Source organism: Microbulbifer sp. ABE4_465, from assembly GCF_056160765.1.
In genome coordinates, this window is record NZ_JBSWXV010000008.1 from 36,998 (window position 1) to 55,254 (window position 18,257).

General features: G+C 57.2%; 16 protein-coding genes. 3 read left to right on the forward strand and 13 right to left on the reverse strand.

What is annotated here, in order from left to right:
- Positions 1–93: 93 nt before the first annotated feature.
- Positions 94–540: a D-aminoacyl-tRNA deacylase gene (gene dtd, locus ACXAG1_RS13060; RefSeq protein WP_475119923.1), complete on the forward strand. Its 447-nt coding sequence runs from the start codon at positions 94–96 to the stop codon at positions 538–540.
- On the opposite strand, the gene ACXAG1_RS13065 is transcribed toward dtd, so the two are convergent.
- The gene (locus ACXAG1_RS13065; RefSeq protein ID WP_475119924.1) at positions 471–1,556 is read right to left on the reverse strand and encodes an aminopeptidase; all 1,086 of its coding nucleotides are present in this window, start codon (positions 1,554–1,556) and stop codon (positions 471–473) included. The genes dtd and ACXAG1_RS13065 overlap by 70 nt on opposite strands.
- Positions 1,557–2,181: 625 nt before the next feature.
- Between ACXAG1_RS13065 and ACXAG1_RS13070 the strand changes: the two genes are divergently transcribed.
- Entirely contained in the window at positions 2,182–4,329 is a 2,148-nt protein-coding gene (locus tag ACXAG1_RS13070) for an Ig-like domain-containing protein (RefSeq protein ID WP_475119925.1), read from the forward strand.
- An 84-nt stretch (positions 4,330–4,413) separates the two neighbouring features.
- On the opposite strand, the gene ACXAG1_RS13075 is transcribed toward ACXAG1_RS13070, so the two are convergent.
- From ACXAG1_RS13075 to ubiE, 9 genes are all read right to left on the reverse strand, one after another.
- A complete protein-coding gene (locus tag ACXAG1_RS13075; RefSeq protein ID WP_475119926.1) occupies positions 4,414–5,181 on the reverse strand; it encodes an alpha/beta hydrolase in 768 nt (255 codons plus the stop codon).
- A gap of 139 nt (positions 5,182–5,320) precedes the next feature.
- Positions 5,321–6,061, reverse strand: coding sequence for a twin-arginine translocase subunit TatC (gene tatC, locus ACXAG1_RS13080; protein ID WP_475119927.1), 741 nt, complete (start codon positions 6,059–6,061; stop codon positions 5,321–5,323).
- Positions 6,058–6,771 (reverse strand): Sec-independent protein translocase protein TatB, encoded by a 714-nt coding sequence (tatB, locus tag ACXAG1_RS13085; RefSeq protein WP_475119928.1) that lies wholly within the window; start codon positions 6,769–6,771, stop codon positions 6,058–6,060. The genes tatC and tatB overlap by 4 nt, the downstream gene beginning before the upstream one ends.
- Positions 6,772–6,822: 51 nt before the next feature.
- Positions 6,823–7,068 carry a twin-arginine translocase TatA/TatE family subunit gene (tatA, locus tag ACXAG1_RS13090; protein WP_475119929.1) on the reverse strand — a complete coding sequence of 82 codons (246 nt, stop codon included), beginning with the start codon at positions 7,066–7,068 and terminating at the stop codon, positions 6,823–6,825.
- Between the two features lie 78 nt (positions 7,069–7,146).
- Entirely contained in the window at positions 7,147–7,494 is a 348-nt protein-coding gene (locus ACXAG1_RS13095) for a phosphoribosyl-ATP diphosphatase (protein WP_475091179.1), read from the reverse strand.
- An 8-nt stretch (positions 7,495–7,502) separates the two neighbouring features.
- A complete protein-coding gene (hisI, locus tag ACXAG1_RS13100; RefSeq protein ID WP_475119930.1) occupies positions 7,503–7,910 on the reverse strand; it encodes a phosphoribosyl-AMP cyclohydrolase in 408 nt (135 codons plus the stop codon).
- Positions 7,911–7,964: 54 nt separating this feature from the next.
- Positions 7,965–9,599, reverse strand: a complete 1,635-nt coding sequence (ubiB, locus tag ACXAG1_RS13105; RefSeq protein WP_475119931.1) for a ubiquinone biosynthesis regulatory protein kinase UbiB — start codon at positions 9,597–9,599, stop codon at positions 7,965–7,967.
- Between the two features lies 1 nt (position 9,600).
- Positions 9,601–10,266: a ubiquinone biosynthesis accessory factor UbiJ gene (locus ACXAG1_RS13110; RefSeq protein ID WP_475119932.1), complete on the reverse strand. Its 666-nt coding sequence runs from the start codon at positions 10,264–10,266 to the stop codon at positions 9,601–9,603.
- A gap of 220 nt (positions 10,267–10,486) precedes the next feature.
- Complete coding sequence (ubiE, locus tag ACXAG1_RS13115) at positions 10,487–11,236, reverse strand: bifunctional demethylmenaquinone methyltransferase/2-methoxy-6-polyprenyl-1,4-benzoquinol methylase UbiE (protein ID WP_475091183.1); 750 nt, start codon at positions 11,234–11,236, stop codon at positions 10,487–10,489.
- A gap of 381 nt (positions 11,237–11,617) precedes the next feature.
- Here ubiE and ACXAG1_RS13120 point away from each other — a divergent pair, with 381 nt between their 5' ends.
- Positions 11,618–14,491 carry a TonB-dependent receptor domain-containing protein gene (locus ACXAG1_RS13120; RefSeq protein WP_475119933.1) on the forward strand — a complete coding sequence of 958 codons (2,874 nt, stop codon included), beginning with the start codon at positions 11,618–11,620 and terminating at the stop codon, positions 14,489–14,491.
- Between the two features lie 112 nt (positions 14,492–14,603).
- Here ACXAG1_RS13120 and ACXAG1_RS13125 read toward each other — a convergent pair whose 3' ends face one another.
- The 3 genes from ACXAG1_RS13125 to hslU all read right to left on the reverse strand — a co-directional run bounded on the left by ACXAG1_RS13125 (position 14,604) and on the right by hslU (position 18,075).
- The gene (locus tag ACXAG1_RS13125; protein ID WP_475119934.1) at positions 14,604–16,217 is read right to left on the reverse strand and encodes an alkaline phosphatase; all 1,614 of its coding nucleotides are present in this window, start codon (positions 16,215–16,217) and stop codon (positions 14,604–14,606) included.
- Between the two features lie 103 nt (positions 16,218–16,320).
- Positions 16,321–16,698 (reverse strand): gamma-butyrobetaine hydroxylase family protein, encoded by a 378-nt coding sequence (locus tag ACXAG1_RS13130; RefSeq protein ID WP_475119935.1) that lies wholly within the window; start codon positions 16,696–16,698, stop codon positions 16,321–16,323.
- A 63-nt stretch (positions 16,699–16,761) separates the two neighbouring features.
- Complete coding sequence (gene hslU, locus ACXAG1_RS13135; protein WP_475091187.1) at positions 16,762–18,075, reverse strand: ATP-dependent protease ATPase subunit HslU; 1,314 nt, start codon at positions 18,073–18,075, stop codon at positions 16,762–16,764.
- Positions 18,076–18,257: the final 182 nt, after the last annotated feature.

Sequence of the window (18,257 nt, forward strand, 5' to 3'; positions counted from 1 at the left end):
GACTTCCGGTTTTTTATTGGCGATCAGTGGGCTAATCTAGAAAATTCACCGCCAAGCATCCAGCGGGCAACAGAATTTTAGAAGAGGTTATCGATGAAAGGCCTGATTCAGCGGGTAAAACACGCGAAAGTGGAAGTCGGCAGTGAATCCGTCGGTGCCATTGAGCACGGAATCCTGCTGCTGCTCGGTGTCGAGGCCACCGATACGGAAGCCACCGCAGACAAACTGCTGCACAAGGTATTGCACTACCGGATTTTCAGCGACGACCAGGGCAAGATGAATCTGAATGTGCAACAGGCCGCTGGCGGACTGCTTGTGGTCAGTCAGTTCACGCTTGTGGCAGACACCGCCAAAGGGTTGCGCCCAAGTTTCAGCCGCGGAGCCAGTCCAGAGCAGGCCAATGATCTGTATGAATACTTCCTCGCCGAGGCGCAGAGCAAAATTGCCGACGGCTGCCCTGTCGCCGGTGGTCAGTTCGCTGCGGACATGCAGGTATCACTGTGTAATGACGGGCCCGTGACCTTTTTGCTGGAGGCGTGAGCCTCGATCGATGCCTGGGCACGCTTACTCAGTGCATCCAGTCGCGTTTTGCGCTCGTCCTTCGGCAGCGCACCGAGCTGTTCAACCGCTCGATAGAAAGCTTCCCAGTCGCTGCCGCTATCTTTGTACAGCTGCACGAAAGCCGGCACTTGTGACTGATATTCGCTAACCAGAGCGAGGGTGGCGTTGTTGGTTTTCTCGATCATCTGGGCGAATTTTTTGTCCTGAGTCCAACCTTCAGACTCTTTGCGATAGCAGTGGCGCAGTCGCTGCAGGGTATTGGCCTTGCGCTCGCGCTTCTCGTCACCGGTCAAATCCGAACGGTAAATTTCCTGCAGTTGCCTGCGCGCACTTACCATCAATCCGTTTACCCGCCGCGCCTGCTCCACGTTCGCCACCCTGGGCGCGGGAATGCCATTGCGCTTGCGCCACGCGGGCAAAGCAATACGCGACACCGCCGTAGCAAAACTCTCGTTAAACTGGGTATCCCCAGCAATGTATAGCCGGCGGTGCGCCAGTTCATGGAACAGTAAATTGGCCAGCCGATCCGGTTTCCAGTCAACAAAACTCGAGAGCACCGGATCGTCAAACCAGCCGAGGGTACTGTAGGCTGGCACCGGCCCCAGATACACGTCGTAGCCCTGGGCCCTCAGCTGCCCCGCCTGGGTCTGGGCGTCGCGCTTATCGAAGTAGCCGCGGTAACTGGCGCAGCCCGCGATGGGGTAGCACCAGCGTTTGGGAGACAGGGAAAACTCCGGCGCAGCCACGACGTTGTATAGCACGTACTCGTCTTCCAGCTGGGTAAAGTCGCTGTAAGCAGTACCCACCGGCAGGTGCAGCTCACCGGCCGCATAGGCGCGAATGGATTGAACCCACTCCAACTGCCGTCGCAGTTTCGGGTCCGTCTGTTCGTCCACCACCAGGCGATCGATGGGTTTGCGACCCGCGAGAACCTTGAGCTGGCCGGCGGCAGCCTGGGAATAGAAATGTACGGTTTCACACCCACTGATCGCCACTGCCATCACCACTGCCGAAAGGCGCAGCAGGAGACGCCTCCGCGCCCACCGAAGGGTGATGTGCCGGGGTTGAACAGCTAATTTAATTCTATACAGGAAAGATTTAATCAGGGAGTCGTCCATGCCGCCCGTTGCCGCTGTTTCACTGGTATTTTTGCTGGTGCTCAGTGCCGTGTTGTGGATTTATCTGATACGGGTTTCTGCCAAGATATCCTCGTGGATGCTGGTTACCGCAGTCCTGTTTCCACCCTTATCCCTGATGTTGGCACTATCTCAACCCGCCCACCGAAATACGCTAATTACACTGTGCCTATTCATCACCTTGCTTTCCAGCATAGTCGCTGCTGCGTACTGAAAGACAACCGGAAGTCTCCTGCGAAATAGCTGCGGACCAGCCTCCCCCGGATCCCCGTCGAGGATCTGACTGCCCATCCAGACAAATCCACAGGAAAAACTGTTTCTCCAAGAATCATTGGGGTAGTGTTCCACAGTTGACTTAAGCGCCAGCCTATCTGACTGGCAGCACCAGAATAACGCCATAATAATCGTCTTTGGGGGCTCCCATATGCCTAATCGGCTACCTGGCGTGCTTAACAGTACGCTCAAACAATTTGCATACTTACCATTGTGCCTGACCATCGCCGCTTGTGGCGGTGGAGGTGGCGGAAGCGATACTCCCCCTGACACAGGCACACCGCCGGCCCCGAGCAATTCCGCCCCGGCAGCCGCTGACGACACGGTCAGCGCTGACAACCTCGCGACAGACATTGTGATCGATGTGCTTGCCAACGATTCAGACAGCGATGGTGACACGTTGACCATCGTATCCGTCAGTCAGTCCGCACAGGGTATCGAGCCTGTGATCGAAGACGGCAAGATCCGATATGCGCTCAATTCCGGCATCTACGGTATGGACACTTTTACTTACACCATCAGCGACGGTGAAGAAGAATCCCAGGCCACGGTCACCATCAATATCGATTACCTCCTCACCATTTCCGGCGTGATTGGAGAACAGGTATCGGGCAACGCCAGTGTATCGATAAAGGTCGGCACGGAAACGCAACAGGCCCAGCTGGATGGCAACCGCTACAGCCTGCAGGTCCGAAATGGCGACGACGATGCCGTGGTATCGGTGACATCCACCCACCAGAATACCGCGATCGGCAAAGGCATTGTTCTGAAGGCGTATGCCGGCACACTCGGCGATCTGCGTGACAAGGCACAGGCCGGGGAAGTGGACGAAAGTGACGCGCCGTCACTATATTTATCTGCGCTGGGTACCAGTGCGACTGCCTATCTGGAAATGGCGGCCGGTGGCGAGATTTCTTCCAGGGACGCACTGATCAATGCCGCACAAACCCTGCCTCAAGCACTGATCGTCGAGGGCGCCGTGGCACTCAAATCTGTACTGGCGGGTGACAACTGGAGTGCCTTTACCCAGGCAGATACCTACTCGCTTTTGACCGCGCATCCCACCGCGGTCTCCATCGCCGAACAGCTGGAAAGTGACGATCCGGATGCCTACACCCTGCACCACAATGCGGTAACCGGGAATCAGCAGCAGTTCAGCGCACAAGAATTTCAGTCGGGCCAGGAACTCTACTTTGTCGGTATCGACTCCGATGGCGGTGGTCCCGGCGGCTTTGCGATCCAACTTCCGGCAGAGGGAGAAACCTCTGGATACTTCGCCGATTTCAAAACCCGCGTAGATAGTGATAACCAGCTTGAGTTTTCAGTGACAGACAGCAGTATTGCTTACGCACTGGAAACGTCTGATCCTACGACTTTTTACGATGGCCGCACAGCCTGTACGAACAACTCTGGTACCGTATATTCCGCTACGCCGACACACACCCATTTAACCAAGTACCTGGACACGCCGGTATATTCAGCATACATGCGCGAAACCGAGTACCAATGTGACGACACCGCCGCGACCTTTATCGGTGCGCCGATGTTCTACCAGATCAATAAGGCAGGCTACGGCGATTTTTCGTCAATTGTTCAGGGAAGCTTTGCCATCAGCTCTTACCTGGAAAAAGATCCGGAAATTTTTCAGGGCTTATACCTGTGGCAGGCGACGCTTATCTCCGCCAACAGCAACGGTTCGATTACCCAGCGCTTCGATTTCAATAGTGGTTACTCTGACAGCGGCGCTATGGAATTGACGAACTCCGGCACATTGAAACTTAGTATGAATCGCGGGGTAAACCTTGAGCATATTGCGATCGGCACCGAAGGTGATGTGATAAAAGCGCTTGTTCTGGTACGCCGGGCAGATGGCTCACTGGCAGGGGCTGCGGGAAGCTATATGGTTCCCGTAACCCCGGGCATCAACCTGCCACTTCCGGCAACACTGGCAAGTGCACACCCGCAATTTCCGGTACACGACGCGAACTCGAAGTATCATGCGGGAGGCTTCGGCTTTGAATTTCTTGCTGACAGTACCGGGTATCAACTGTACCGCCCGGGCGATACTTATCAACGCACCGCAACCGGTTTCCAGTGGAGCGATGCCAGTGGATTTATTGATATGCGGTATTTCCACCACAGCACCGATAACAGCGACCCGTTTCCTACGCAGTGTAGTGAGGGGGATACGGACTGTGTAGAGCACCGGTTCCGGGAGTTGGAACCGCTGGCGCAGGTGGGTGGTGATTACTTTATTCGCATTTACCAGGAAATCGATTACTCCAAGCAGTACGGTACCGGTGAGGGCGAGGAAGTCTGGATTTCCAGCTATATTGATCGCTATACCGTAGAGCCCTGAACAGAGCTCTAAGTAGACCCCTGAATTTCACTCTACAGGAAGGTGATTATTAACGGCGTACCTCGCAGCAGGTACGCCGTTTTTTTATTTGGTTCCTTCAGTCTCTTTCAACGACGCACAGTAAAACTCTTCCACTTTACTCCCCGTAAAAGTCTCCGTTTCCAGAAACGCCACCACCTGTCTGATTACTCTAGCATCGCCTGTAAGGCCATTGTGCGTCAACGGATACGCCACGCGTGCACAGGTACCCTCCACATAAGTACTCGGCAGTCCCACGATTCCATCGTCATCACCACTGATAATCGCTGAAAAAAATGGATTGAATGAACGCGTGCCAGCAATGACGCCCAGCGGAAACTTTACCGGGCCCAATCGACTGGGCAGACTCCGCTCATCGATACCCATCTGTTTTCCCGCGGGTCCATTTACGTCCTTGATGACGGGGATGCAGGAGAGAAAATTGCCAAGGCGGCTACCCTGGTTCGGAGGGCCGAGCATGACGGCGCGAGTGATCTCACTGGCATCCCGCTGCTCGTAGTACTGTCGCAAGAGCAGCCCGCCCATGGAGTGGGTAACAAAATAGAGTGGTGCGGCGCCCGCCTGCTTGCAGGCGGAAATACCCCGGGGAATCGTCATATCCGCGAGAGTTTCTATAGGATACTTTTTCGATGGGTAATCAAGGTTCACCGTGTGGAAGCCGGCCCCGCGCAATGCAGTTGCAATGGCTTCCATGGAAGTAGAGTCTTTGGTAATTCCGTGTAAGAGAATAGCGCAGGGCTTGTCAGCGTCGCCGATTCCGTCAGTAGCGGCTAAGCCCTTGGTAGCCAATACCGTACACAGAACAATTGCCATAGCGGTTAATACCGCCGTGGGGCCTGCCACAAAGTTTTGCCGCGCCCTGATCCAACTAACCACCCTCGATTGCTCCTTTCACGCTCGCAAAGCTACATATCGCTTTAGAAACATACGTGAGCACGACGGCTTCAGATTTCTACTGGGCTTCGATTTCTTCCGGCTTGCCGCGCTTGACCCATCGCCCGAAAAAGATGCCGACCTCAAAGAGAATCCACATGGGCACGGCGAGCAGGGTTTGTGAAATGACATCCGGCGGCGTCAATAGCATGCCCATGGCGAAGCAGGCGACGATAACGTAGGGACGCTTCTTGGCCAGGTCTTTTGCGGTTACTGTGCCGCTCCAGATCAACAGCAGGGTCGCTATAGGGATTTCAAACGCGAAACCGAAGGCAAAAAATAACTTTAACGCGAGATCCAGGTAGCTGCGGATGTCTGGCATCACCTTGATGTCTGCATGAGCGGAGCTGATGAAGAACTCGAAGATCAGGGGAAAAACCACAAAGTAGGCGAATGCCATACCGGCATAAAACAGAAAAATACTGGAAATCATCAGGGGCGCAATCAGGCGCTTTTCATGCTTGTACAGACCGGGCGCAATAAAAGCCCAGAACTGATACAGCACAAACGGTATGGCGACAAAAAAGGCCAGCACAAAAGTGGTTTTGAATGGTGTCAGGAAAGGAGAGGTGACCTCGGTGGCGATCATGCCGGCGCCTTCGGTCAGACGCGCCTGCAACGGATCGGCGACGAAATTGTAGATGTCGTTGGCGAAGGGCACCATACAGGCAAAAATCGCCACCACCACCAGCAGGGTTTTCAGCAGGCGATCCCGCATTTCGATCAGGTGTTCGATAAACGGCTGGTCTTTTTCACTCATTGACGCTTGTCTTCCGGATCGGTGGGACTGTCACTGCTCGGTGCGTTGGTTGGCGGTACATCGTCTTCTTGCGAAGCCACCGTCTCTGCCTTTTCAGGGCTGGCCGGATCCAAACGATCCACTTCCGCCCAGGCGTCGTCTTCTTCGTGCTTGAAATGGTCGGGGTGGTGCGGGTTGTGTTCCGGATCACCGTGGTCGTGCAGGTGCTCGGGATACTCGGGATCTTCCAGATCCTCGTCGTCCTCGTCCTCTTCGGGCAGGTAATCTTCTTCAGGCTTTTCGTCTACAGGCGCGTTGCGATCTTCTTCGGGAAGATAGTCCGCAGCGCGGCGGCGCTTGTCGGCCTCCGGATCAGGCTCTGAAAGGGGTGATGTGGATGTACTGTCACCATCCTCTTTCAGGGCTTGCGCCTGCGCTTCTACGGATTTCAGATCCTGTTCAAACTTGCGCTCGGCCTCGCTAAAGGTGCGCTCCATGGCCTGCTGGCTTTCGCGTAACTCTTTCAATACCCGCTCATTGTGCAGCTCGCGGCGGATATCGTCGGCACCAACTTCCCGCTCCAGCTCTTCCTTGGCACTGCCCAGGGTCTGCTTGATCTGTGTCCACCAGCGCACGGTGGTACGCACCGCGTCGGGCAGGCGCTCGGGACCGATGACCACAAGGCCAACGACACCGATCAACAACAGCTCAAAAAATCCGATATCAAACACGCGCGACTCGCTCAGTTAACCACGGACGAGACCAAAACGGTCTGCCGGGACTTATTTGTCCTGGGACTGTTTTTCTTCGGTAGAAGTTTTCTGCTGCGGCTTGGCAGTTTCGTCTTTTTCCAGCAGCTCCGGCTCTTTGTCTTCGTCTTCGCCTTTTTTATCTTCTTCTTTCATGGCTTTTTTGAAGCCCTTTATGGCACCGCCCAGATCACCACCGAGATTGCGCAGGCGCTTGGTACCAAAGATCAACAGTACGATGACCAGCAGAATCAGTAGTTGTTGCCAGCTAATACCCATGAGAAATGCTCCTGATTAAATTCTTTCACTGTTCGCCCAGCGCTTGTGCTGCGCTATTAATTGCAAAGTTCCCGCCGCTCAGTCTTTGCCGCGGGACGCTTTTTCATCCAGCCCGGAGAGCCCGAAACGGCGCCCCAGTTCATCCAGTACCTCGCGGGAATCGGCACCCAGGTGGTTGAGCATCACCAGCGAGTGAAACCACAGGTCTGCGGTCTCCGAAATCATTGCGCGGTGCTCATCGCTTTCCGCGCCCTTGCCCTCGGCATCCTTTGCCGCGAGCACCAGCTCGGTGGCCTCTTCGCCCACCTTCTCCAGAATTTTGTTCAGGCCCTTGCGATGCAGACTCGCCACGTAGGAAGACTCTGCGTCACCCTCGTGCATGCGCATCCGCAGCACCCGGTCCAGTTGTGTCAGCATGTTACTCATGACGCGGCCTATTTCTCCCCTGAATAGATCTCTTTCGGGTCGGTAATCACCGGCTGGCGGATATGCCACTGGCCATCTTCCAGAACCTGATAAAAGCAGCTGGTGCGTCCGGTATGACACGCGATGCCACCAAGCTGTTCCACTAGCAGCACAATGGTATCGCCGTCGCAGTCGAGGCGGATCTCGCGCACCTGCTGCACATGCCCGGAGGACTCGCCCTTGCGCCAGAGCTTGCCGCGAGAGCGCGACCAGTAGACCGCGCGCCCCTCTTCTGCCGTCAGGCGCAGGGACTCTTCGTTCATCCACGCCATCATCAGCACCCGACCGGACTTGAAGTCCTGAGCAATGGCGGGCACCAACCCGTCACTGTTCCAGCTGACTGCCTGGGTAAATTTGGTTTCGCTCACGCTGTGCATCCTTACTGCATTCGTTATTGTAGGCTCACGGGTACGCTTCAGGGCCCCGGCGGCTCAAGGCCAGAGCAACAGGGCCAAGGCCGTCGCTCCCAGCACCCAGCTGGCAACCGGAATCTGTGCCAGCAGTCCCGGAGAAGCCACCAGTGCGGCCCCCGCGGCCAACAGACCACCCACAATCATACGCGCGTAACGAGCCCGGCCCCGCCGCTTGCTACCCGCCAGTTGCTCACTCAATTGCTGCAGCTGTGGTCCCAGCTCCCGGCCCTGCTCCAGGGCAGAAAACGCCAGTTGCGGTAGTTGCGGGAATTTTTCCAGCCATTCCGGCCCATATCGACGGATTTCGCCGACGATGGTCTGTGGGTGAATGCGCTCCCGCATCCACCCCTCGAGAAACGGGTGAGCAGTCTTCCACAGATCCAGTTGAGGATACAGCTGTCGCCCTAACCCTTCTATATTGAGTAAAGTTTTCTGCAAAAGTACCAGCTGGGGCTGCACTTCCATATCGAAGCGCCGGGCGGTCTGGAACAGGCTGATAAGCACCCGCGCAAAGGAGATTTCCCCCAGGGGCTTTTCAAATATCGGCTCGCACACCGCACGGATCGCCGACTCGAAGGCATTGATCGGCGTATCCCTGCGCACCCAGCCACTCTGCACATGCAGCTCCGCCACCATGCGATAGTCGCGCCGGAACATGGCCAGCAAGTTGCGCGCCAGGTAGTACTGGTCCTCACGGGTCAGGCTGCCGACGATGGCGGTATCAATGGCGATGTATTTGGGCCGATCCGGGTGTTCGCGAGAGACAAAGATATTCCCCGGATGCATGTCCGCGTGGAAGAAGTTGTGCTCGAACACCTGCTTGAAGAAGATCTCCACCCCGCGCTCGGCCAGCAGCTGCATATCGGTATTCTGCGCGCGCAACTGTTTCAGATCGGTAACCGGGATACCGTCGATACGCTCCAGCACCAGCACATTCTCACGGGTGTAGTCCCAGTAGACCTCGGGGACATAAAGAAGAGGGGAATTGGTGAAATTGCGCTTCAGCTCAGAGCCGTTGGACGCCTCACGCACCAGATCCAGCTCGCCCTCGATGGTGTGGCGGTAGTCTTCCACCACCTCCACCGGGCGCATGCGGCGACCATCCGGCAGATAGCGCTCAATCCAGCGGGCAATAAAGCCCAGCAGCTCGAGGTCCTGCTGAATGATCTTGTCGATGCCCGGGCGCAACACCTTCACCACAACCGACGCGCCCGGCTCACCGTTTTCACCCTTCAGGCGTGCTCCGTGCACCTGGGCCACGGAGGCAGACGCCAGAGGCTCGCGCTCAAACTCCGCAAACAGCGCATCCACGGTCGCACCCAGCGCCGCCTCGATACGCGCAATACACTGCTCCGCCGGGTAGGGCGGCACATTGTCCTGCAGCCGGTTCAGTTCCAACACCATATCCGGCGGCAACAGGTCCGGGCGGGTGGACAACAACTGCCCAAACTTCACAAAGATCGGCCCCAGATCCTCCAGGGCGCGACGCAACCGCTCACCGCGGCCCATGTTTTTCGCAGCACTGGCTGGCAACAGCCTCGCTGGCGCCCACAGGGTGCGCAGCCACAGCGGCTGGTGTTCGGCCGGGATCAAATCATTCAGACGGTAGCGCAGGAACACCCGCGCAATGGTCAGACTTCTCGCAATCGGCACGTCAGCTTTTCCCCCGAGCGTCCGGCTTTGCACGCCCCTCTATCTTTGCTTGCAAAAGGGCAATACGCGCCTCCAACCGGTCCACTCCCTGAGTAAACTCCGCCACATCGTCCGCAAACGCCTCAAACTGCGCCTGCGGCGGCGTCATCCGCCACTCCTCACTCACCGCTTCCGCCGCTGCCTGCGGCGCAGTCCCCAGCGCATCCTTCAACCAACTCGCCGCCAGTCGCACACCGGTACCGAGCTGATGTGCCGGAGAGTCCCCAATCAGCTTCGCCAGCGGCTCCTCCCAATCGATATCCAGGTCCCGCAGGATCGACTGCAGCTCCGCCAAAAGAGCGCTGGAACCCCGCACCGTCACCTCCAGTTTGGCCGGGGTGGCATCGCGGTTTCTCAAGAGTTGGATAAACGCCAGCGCGGAACCGGACAGCTCCGTGGTCACCTCACCACTCCAGCGGCTGTGCACTTCTATATAGCCACCTTCTTCACCATCCTCGTCATCAATTACCAGAAACAGCGACAGGGTCGGCGCAGTCAGATTCACACCCAGAACCTTGCCCGCCAGCCTGGCCAGGCGCGCGCGGCTGCCCGGATCGTAGCGCAGGGCGGTATTGATGGCGGTTTCCAGGGTGGCGTCGAAGCCGGCGCGGAAGGTGGGATCGGTCATTATTTTCTGAATTCGTCCATGTCCGAATCGTCGCTGTACTTCTCATTGTGCATTTAGAGCACTGAAGTCACATGCGAAGGCGTCGATACCGGGGTCTGTTTGCGGGACCGTCTGCGGCCTGGATGGCCGCAGCCGAGCCCCCATGGATGGGTTTACGGCGTGTCCCGCGAACAGGCACCGGTAGCGGCGCCGCCACAGAACAAGGGCCGAAGCCCAAGCGTTATGGCTTGATGCCCTTATGCAAAGCCACAATGCCACCGGTCATATTGTGGAACTCACAGTCCACGAAACCGGCCTCGCTCATCATGCCTTTCAGGGTTTCCTGATCCGGGTGCATGCGGATGCTCTCGGCGAGATAGCGGTAACTGTCCGCATCGTCCGCTACCAGCTTGCCCATAAACGGCAACAGGCGGAAAGAATACTGATCGTAGACCTTCTCCAGCAGCTTCGACTCCGGCTTGGAAAACTCCAGCACCAGCAGCCGGCCACCGGGCTTCAACACCCGCAACATCGAGCGCAGCGCCAGATCCTTATCCGTCACATTGCGCAGGCCAAACGCAATGGTAATGCAATCAAAGGTATTGTCCGGGAAGGGCAGGTACTGGGCATCCGCCTGTACCGTCTCCACATTGCCCGCTATACCGCGATCCAGCAGACGATCGCGGCCCACCTTCAGCATCGACGCATTGATATCCGCCAACACCACCTTGCCGGTTGGGCCGACAATACGGGAAAAACGCGCCGTCAGATCCCCGGTACCACCGGCAATATCCAGAATCGCCTGCCCCGGACGCGCCGCGGACAGCTCGATGGTAAAACGCTTCCAAAGGCGATGGATGCCAGCAGACATCAGATCGTTCATCACATCGTAGCGGGCCGCCACCGAGTGAAAAACATCCGCCACCCGTCCGGCCTTCTCATCCACCGGCACCTGCTGGTAGCCGAAATGGGTTGTTTTGCGTTCCGTCATTGTGAGCCTGTGCCTGCCGCTGCGGGAAAATTAGGGACGATATTGTACATGGGCGCCGCTGGAAAGGGATATGCCGCACGCAGGTCGACAGCCCACACCCAAGTTTCTGCAGGTGTGCCATCCGCTTAAAAAAAGAACGCCCCGCGAGTAATCAGACAGCAAACAGCAAGATGAACTACCCGCCACACCCCAAAATCTTTAGCAGGAAAATCAAAATATTACCGAAATCGGACAACTGTATAACGATTTTATTGCATCACGCGCAATATATAATTTTGCGGAATTTTCTCATGAAGGAACTTTCCTCCCATTCGTTACAGGTATACGGCAAATAACTCTAAATGCCGATTTCTGACCAAGTAAATGCCCTAAGGGGGAATAATGAAAACAAATGCATTGTCCATGGCCATCCGCGGCGCCATTCTGGCCGCTGTGGGTGTTTCACCCGCTTTTGCTCAAGAAGACACCCAATCGGTAGACGCATCCCAGGCGGACGACGGGATGATCGAGCAGGTCACCGTTACCGGCTCCCGTATCGCGCGCCCTAACGCGGTAAGCCCGACCCCGGTTACCTCGCTGACCGCTGAAGATATCAGCCTGAGTGGTGAGACCAATCTGGGTGACTTTCTGAACACCATGCCCGCGCTGCGCTCTACCTTCTCCGGTCAAAACTCTGGCCGTTATATCGGCACCGTGGGTCTTAACCTGCTGGACCTGCGCGGCCTGGGCACCTCCCGTACCCTGGTGCTGCAGGACGGTCGCCGCCACATCTCTTCCTCCGTAGGCACCTCTGCGGTTGACGTGAATACCATTCCAGAAGACCTGGTAGAGCGTGTCGACGTGATCACCGGCGGCGCTTCCGCTATTTACGGTGCCGACGCGGTCTCCGGCGTGGTCAACTTTATTCTGAAAGACGACTTTGAAGGCGTAAAAATCAGCGCCTTTGGCAGCGACACCGAGCGTGGTGGCGCGGAAACCACAGAACTGTCCGTAACTTTCGGTCAGAACCTTTTCGACGGCCGCGCGAATATCGCCGGTAGTGTGCAGCACACCACCCGCGGCGATGTCTACGGTACCGATCGCGACTGGATCACCAAAGGCTACGGGTCACTGGTCAATCCGGACAACATCGACCCGGAAACTGGCGCGGTTATCGCTGACGATAATATTCCCGACCGCATTTCCGTGGAGGACTACCGGATTCCTTTCCTGAGCGACAACGGCATCGCGTTCCTTCCCTACGGCGACTACACGTTTAACAATGACGGCTCGGCGCGCCCGGTCGTTCCCGGCGAGGTCTGTGATATCGATGGCCGCTGTTCAGGCGGTGACGGCTATGCCTTTGTCGGTCAGTACCAGATGTACCCGCGTATGGAAACATCGAATGTGTTCGTAAAGGGTCACTTCGATATCAACGACTCCATGCGTCTCTTCGGCGAAGCCAAGTACGTCAATCACGAAGCGGAGAGCTGGGGCCAGGGAAGCTTCAGTTATAACGTCTTCTCATCCACCAACCCGTTCCTGGACAAAGAGCTGTCCGATCGCTTGGTCGCGGACGAGGTGCCGGCGTTTGGCATGTACCGCATGCACTCCGACCTGGGCTATCGCGGTAATCTCGCCGAACGTGAAACCATGCGTTTTGTCACCGGCCTGAAAGGCGAACTGGGCGGTGGCTGGAGCTATGAGACCAGCCTTGTCTATGGCGAGTACAACGCGGATATTTACTACATCAATAACAAGCATCTGGAGCGCTACTCCCAGGCAATCGACGCTGTTGAGATCGACGGTGAAATCGTCTGTGCCGATGCCGATGCCCGCGCCGCCGGCTGCCAGCCTTTAAATCTGTTTGGATTTGGCCTGAATTCCGCAGAGACAGTTGACTGGATCATGCTGGATGACACCGGCTCCGAAGAGAAAATGACCCAGACTGTCGCTTCAGGCTTTGTTACCGGCGACCTTATCGATCTGCCTGCGGGCCCATTGTCCGTCGTGGGCGGCTTTGAATACCGTGAAGAAACCAGCGCTGTTGATTACGACGATATCATCAAAAATGGTGAAACCTTCATGAACGCGTTGGCAGCTGCCGAAGGTGAGTACGACGTAACAGAAGCCTATATCGAAGTATCGGCTCCGTTGCTGTCTGACTTGCCGGGTGTGCAGAGCCTGGTATTCGACACTGCTTACCGCGCAGCCGACTACTCCACGATCGGCAGCACCGGCGCCTGGAAAGCGGGTCTCGACTGGGCCATCATCGACGATGTGCGCGTCCGAGCTACCACATCTCAGGCGGTGCGCGCCCCGAATATTGATGAGCTGTTTGCACCGCTCGGCGAAAACTTCTACAACGTCAACGACCCCTGTGACTATCGTGAGTTGGGCAGCGCGCCTGACCCCGATTTGCGTCGCGCCAACTGTGCAGCACTTGGCCTGAGCCCCGACTATGAGTCCCCCTGGAACGGCGGCCCCACTCTGCCAGGCTTCAGTGGCGGCAACCCCACTCTGCAGGAAGAAACCGCATCCACCCTCACCTATGGTGTCGTGATTACCCCGCGTTTCGCCGATGGGTTGACCCTGACCATGGACTACTGGGATATCGAAATCGAAGATGCGATTTCCTACTATGACGGACAGACCATTCTCGATAAATGTGTGGACGGCGCCTCCATCGAGAACGCTTTCTGCGGAAACATTTCCCGCGCGGCTAATGGTGACCTGACCTCCCTGACCAGTTCAGCGCTCAACGCGTCAAAGCTGACCGCTCGCGGCATCGACTACGAAGTTCGCTACGATCTGGCGCTGGCTGACCTGTTCAATTCCGAACTGGGCAACCTGACCTTCAGCCTGCAGGGAACCCGTCTGCTGGAGCGTGACGACTACTCCTTCCAGAACGAACCGGATAGCGTTGACCCGATTGCAGGCGAAATCGGTGACCCTGAAGACGCTTACAACCTAAATGTGACCTACCGCTATGGCGACCTGTCCGTAAACTGGGGCCACCGCTATATTGGCGATCAGGCACTGTACGACATCGGTCAGGAATCCAAGTACGCGGTCGCAATTCCCTATACCGGTGAAGTGCGCTACAACAGCCTGCGCACCAGCTACCTGTACCAGGACAACATGGAAGTTTACGGTGGTATCAACAACCTGGAAGACAAAGCACCGCCTGCACGTCTGACGGGCACCGGCGAAGGCTCCGGCATGTATGACACCATGGGTCGCAGCTTCTACCTGGGCGTGAACTACACCTTCTAACAACAACTCTTGATCGAGGCTGCATCCGCAGTGATAAAAAGGGGCCATCTGGCCCCTACCGATTGGCCGCACTCCAGAGTGCGGCTTTTTTGTGCCTGCCTGTTTGGCCTGGCTACTGGTTACCTTCCAGCAGCCCACCCGCATGCGCCATCACATGAAAAATCAGGCTCTGCTCATTGGTGCCAGATAACAGATGCGCCCCGGGGCCGCGGGCCCATACACCCACATCTTCTCCCGCATGGGTTTCACTTCCCAGTGGTACCAGTGCTTCCTGGTGGTAACCGGAAGATTCGGTATCGCTAGCAGCAATGTCGTGGCGTCCGGCACTGACGGGGTCTTCGTAGCGATCATCTGCGTCGGTGCTGTCTCCGTAGTGTGCATGGCCGAGACCGTTGGCGTAGGTAATGGTGGTATAGGGCTTGCCGTCAGCGGCGAGCGCCACCGCCGGTTCCGGAGCGCCCTCACTATTGTTGGTGACCACCTTGCCGAGAATCGGATTGCCACGGGTGGGGTAGCCGGCGATGGTCATCACGTGACTGTGATCTGCGGTGACAACGATCAGAGTATCTTCGGCGCTGGTAGCGTCCATCGCGACCTGTACCGCTTTGGCCATTTCGACGGCATCGGTCAGCGCATTAAACGCGCTGCCGGCGTGGTGCCCGTGGTCGATGCGACCTGACTCGACCAGCAGGAAATATCCGCGCTCTGATTTGTTCAGTAGTTCTATGGCTTTGCCGGTCATCGCCGACAGGGAAGGCTCACCGGCCTTGTCGTTTTTACGATCCGCCTCATAGCGCATATGGGAGCTGGCAAACAGGCCCAATAATTTGTCGGTGCCGGTTACATCGATTTCATCAAAGCCCGCCTGGTCTTCGATGTATACCGCATTGCCGCCCTCGCGACCGTAGCGCTCCCGCCAGGCGTCAATCAGGTTGATGCCGTCTTCACGTTTGCCGTTTTTCCCCTCGATATCGGTGACGTCCTTTGGCAGAAAACTGCGACGGCCACCGCCCATGATGACGTCCACGCCGTCACCCGACGCGAACTCCACCATCTGGGTGGCGATATCCTTGCACTCTGCGGGCGCAGCATGCTCCCAGCCGCGCTCCGGTACTTTGGCATAGGCGGCGGCGGGGGTGGCGTGGGTGATGCGCGCGGTGCTCACGATACCGGTGCGTTTACCCAGTTCTTCCGCAAGCTCCACCGCGGTGGTCAGCGGTCGCTCGAGACTGCCCGCACAGTCGCCGCGGGCCACGGTTTCATCGACATTGAGGACACCCGCTTTGGTTTTCACCCCCGAGAGCATCGCGGTAGCAGTACCGGCGGAGTCCGGGGTCTGCTGATTGGTGTTGTAGGTCTTGATCAGGCCCGCAAACGGCATTTTCTCAAAGCTGAGCTGGTACTCCTCACCAGGCTTCCCTTGCAGCTGCCCCGCCAGAATCCGTGCGGCGGTCACCGTGGAAATACCCATCCCATCACCGACGAACAGAATGATATTTTTTGCCACACCGGGCTGGTTGTTGACAGTGACTGCGCTCGCCCTGGCGATCGCGTCGCGAGCACCCTCGAACCAGCTACTGTTGCGCTGATTATCCGGCAGTCTGGGTGCGGCGGGTTTGGCTGAAGAGCTGTCGGCGGCGACTGTTTCAGATTTTCCGCTGTGGCAGGCGGCCAGTGTGACGCCAAAGGCGAGCGCGAAAGCCAGTGTAAAGCGGTTCAATTGCACGAGTATTCCCCCGGGTGGCAATTTAGAAGATGATCAGCGCCCGGCGTGGCCGGGTGATTGGGGTGGGAGGATACCGGAAATATGCGTCAGATTTGCTTCGGATTCAGCCAATCAGTTTGACTGGGCTTTCGTCAGGGTCACGGCCCTGACCGGCGTTTTCCAGGCGCTCAAGATAAGCCTGCCACTTCTCCTGCCGGGTTTCACACAGCTCCCGCAGATACGCCCAGGTGTAGATACCGCTATCGTGACCGTCATCGAAAAAGATCTGCAGGGCATACCGACCGGCGGCAGCTACCCGCTCGATTCCCACATGCAGTTTTCCGGTCACCAGGGTGCCTTCGCCGGCGCCGTGACCGCGCACTTCGGCACTGGGAGAGAAAACGCGGAGGTACTCGGCAGGAAGATCGTAATCTGCGTCCGGGTAGTGGAGGATGAGTGTCTTGTCGGCTTTTTGCAGACGGATTTTTTGCGGTGGGGGCATTGTGTGTCCGGAAAGATTAACCCTGCAGGAGCCTGCTTGCGGGCTCCTGCAGGGTGTTGTACGTCAGAGAATAAAACGAGACAGGTCTTCGTCTTTACTGAGCTCGCCCAATTGCCTGTCCACATAGGCTGCATCAATGGTGATCGCAGTATCGCCATCGCCACCGGCAAAGGAAACTTCTTCCAGCAACCTTTCCAGTACGGTGTGCAGGCGGCGGGCGCCGATATTCTCGGTGGACTCATTCACCTCAAACGCCACTTCGGCAATACGCTGGATACCGTCGTCGGCAAATTCCAGATTGACACCTTCGGTGCCCAGCAGCGCTTTCTGCTGCTCGGTAAGCGATGCGCTGGGTTCGGTCAGGATACGCTGGAAATCTTTGGAGGTAAGCGAGCTCAGCTCCACGCGAATCGGCAAACGGCCCTGCAGCTCCGGAATCAGATCGGAGGGCTTGGACAGGTGGAAGGCGCCGGAGGCAATAAACAGGATGTGGTCTGTCTTGATCATGCCGTACTTGGTGGTGACGGTGCAGCCTTCGATCAATGGCAGCAGATCGCGCTGCACGCCTTCGCGGGACACGTCGGCGCCGCCGCTTTCCTGGCGCTTGGCGACCTTGTCGATTTCATCGATAAACACGATACCGTTCTGCTCGGCAGACTGGATCGCTTTGGTTTTGATTTCTTCGTCATTGATCAGCTTGGCGGCTTCGTCGTCGGTCAGTTGCTTGAGCGCCTGTTTGACGGTGAGTTTGCGCTTCTGGGTTTTGCCCTTGGACATGTTGGAGAACATGCCCTGCAGCTGATTGGTCATTTCCTCCATGCCGGGAGGTGCCATGATTTCCACACCCATTGGACCGGCGGAGACTTCGATTTCGATTTCTTTGTCGTTCAGCTCGCCTTCGCGCAGTTTTTTGCGGAAGACCTGGCGAGTGCTGGAATCTTTTTCGCTGGGGTCGGTGTTGCGTGCCGGCGGCAGCAGGGCGTCGAGGACGCGGTCTTCGGCGGCGTCCATGGCGCGCTGCTTTACGCCTTCGGTGGCGCGCTCGCGTTCGAGCTTGATGGCCATTTCGACGAGGTCGCGGACGATGGATTCCACATCGCGACCGACGTAGCCGACTTCGGTGAATTTGGTGGCTTCGACTTTGATAAACGGTGCGCCGGCGAGTTTGGCGAGGCGGCGGGCGATTTCGGTTTTACCGACGCCAGTGGGACCGATCATCAGGATATTTTTCGGGGTGATTTCCGCGCGCAGTTCTTCGTTGACCTGCATGCGGCGCCAGCGATTGCGCAGGGCGATGGCAACGGCGCGCTTGGCGTCGTTCTGGCCGACAATATGGCGGTCGAGTTCGTGGACGATTTCTCTGGGGGTCATGGACATGGTCTTTACTCGGATTCTTTTCGCTTCGTTCCAGCTTCGAAAGTTCTATCGCTGGTTCGGTGGCGGGCGGTCACCGGGAATAGGTTTTCAGGACCGCTGTGAATACATCCCTGTACGCTCTGTCGGAAACATCCCTGTTTCCGACAGTCCTGAAAACCTATTCCCGGCGCCCGCCCTTCAAT

Bases quoted from the DNA above. Each gene is read 5' to 3' on its own strand.
- ACXAG1_RS13095 (WP_475091179.1), bottom strand. From the start codon at position 7,494: ATGAGTAACATGCTGACACAACTGGACCGGGTGCTGCGGATGCGCATG.
- hisI (WP_475119930.1), bottom strand. From the start codon at position 7,910: ATGCACAGCGTGAGCGAAACCAAATTTACCCAGGCAGTCAGCTGGAAC.
- dtd (WP_475119923.1), top strand. From the start codon at position 94: ATGAAAGGCCTGATTCAGCGGGTAAAACACGCGAAAGTGGAAGTCGGC.
- ACXAG1_RS13110 (WP_475119932.1), bottom strand. From the start codon at position 10,266: ATGACCGATCCCACCTTCCGCGCCGGCTTCGACGCCACCCTGGAAACC.
- ubiE (WP_475091183.1), bottom strand. From the start codon at position 11,236: ATGACGGAACGCAAAACAACCCATTTCGGCTACCAGCAGGTGCCGGTG.
- tatA (WP_475119929.1), bottom strand. From the start codon at position 7,068: ATGGGTATTAGCTGGCAACAACTACTGATTCTGCTGGTCATCGTACTG.
- tatC (WP_475119927.1), bottom strand. From the start codon at position 6,061: ATGAGTGAAAAAGACCAGCCGTTTATCGAACACCTGATCGAAATGCGG.
- hslU (WP_475091187.1), bottom strand. From the start codon at position 18,075: ATGTCCATGACCCCCAGAGAAATCGTCCACGAACTCGACCGCCATATT.
- ACXAG1_RS13075 (WP_475119926.1), bottom strand. From the start codon at position 5,181: ATGGCAATTGTTCTGTGTACGGTATTGGCTACCAAGGGCTTAGCCGCT.
- ACXAG1_RS13120 (WP_475119933.1), top strand. From the start codon at position 11,618: ATGAAAACAAATGCATTGTCCATGGCCATCCGCGGCGCCATTCTGGCC.
- ACXAG1_RS13130 (WP_475119935.1), bottom strand. From the start codon at position 16,698: ATGCCCCCACCGCAAAAAATCCGTCTGCAAAAAGCCGACAAGACACTC.